This is a genomic window from Acetobacter estunensis (genome assembly GCF_019083805.1).
In the GTDB taxonomy this organism is placed as follows: Bacteria; Pseudomonadota; Alphaproteobacteria; order Acetobacterales; family Acetobacteraceae; genus Acetobacter; species Acetobacter estunensis_A.
This window is the reverse complement of sequence record NZ_JAHRDV010000116.1, coordinates 1-440: the sequence shown is the minus strand read 5'-3', so window position 1 is coordinate 440 and position 440 is coordinate 1. Positions and strand designations below refer to the sequence as shown.

Below are 440 nucleotides of genomic sequence, written 5' to 3'. Positions count from 1 at the left end.
CCTACGGGAGGCAGCAGTGGGGAATATTGGACAATGGGCGAAAGCCTGATCCAGCCATGCCGCGTGAGTGATGAAGGCCCTAGGGTTGTAAAGCTCTTTTGTGCGGGAAGATAATGACGGTACCGCAAGAATAAGCCCCGGCTAACTTCGTGCCAGCAGCCGCGGTAATACGTAGGGCGCGAGCGTTGTCCGGATTTATTGGGCGTAAAGAGCTCGTAGGCGGCTTGTCGCGTCGACTGTGAAAACCCGCGGCTCAACCGCGGGCCTGCAGTCGATACGGGCAGGCTAGAGTTCGGTAGGGGAGAGTGGAATTCCTGGTGTAGCGGTGAAATGCGCAGATATCAGGAGGAACACCGGTGGCGAAGGCGGGTCTCTGGGCCGATACTGACGCTGAGGAGCGAAAGCGTGGGGAGCGAACAGGATTAGATACCCCAGTAGTC

At 58.2% G+C, this 440-nt stretch carries 1 rRNA gene; it reads left to right on the top strand.

Annotation, left to right across the window (positions count from 1 at the left end):
- Positions 1-440, top strand: a 16S ribosomal RNA gene (locus KUA11_RS17200); the annotation flags it as partial.